General features: G+C 66.4%; 1 protein-coding gene. It reads right to left on the bottom strand.

The window, feature by feature from the left end; genetic code table 11:
• The coding region (locus tag IB238_RS24300; protein WP_192253499.1) for a dihydroxy-acid dehydratase at window positions 1-443 on the bottom strand (443 nt) is incomplete at both ends.

Below are 443 nucleotides of genomic sequence, written 5' to 3'. Positions count from 1 at the left end.
TAGCCCGCCTCCGGCATGCCGGGCGCGCCCTTGGGACCGATGTTCTTCAGCACCAATATGTCCTGCGGCGTGACGTCCAGGTCCGCGGCATCGATGCGGCCCGCCAGGTCCTCGGCGTTCTCGAACACCACGGCCCGGCCTTCGTGTTCCATCAGCCCGGCATCGGCGGATGACTGCTTGATGATGGCGCCTTCGGGGGCCAGGTTGCCCGAAAGGACGGCTATGCCGCCCTGTGGATAGATCGGGTTCTGCCGCGTCTTGACCACGCTTTGCGGGAACCCCGGCCCCGCGCGTTCGATCTCCTCGCCCAGCGTCCTGCCGGTCACGGTCAGCGCGTCGAGCTTCAACAGCGGCTTGAGTTCGCGCAGCAGCGTGGCCATGCCGCCCGCTTTGTGGAAGTCTTCCATGTAATGCTGGCCCGAAGGCTTCAGGTCCACCAGCAC

Origin of the sequence: Rhizobium sp. ARZ01 (assembly GCF_014851675.1) — a bacterium.
GTDB lineage: Bacteria > Pseudomonadota > Alphaproteobacteria > Rhizobiales > Rhizobiaceae > Mycoplana.
This window is presented reverse-complemented; position numbering and strand designations above follow the sequence as displayed.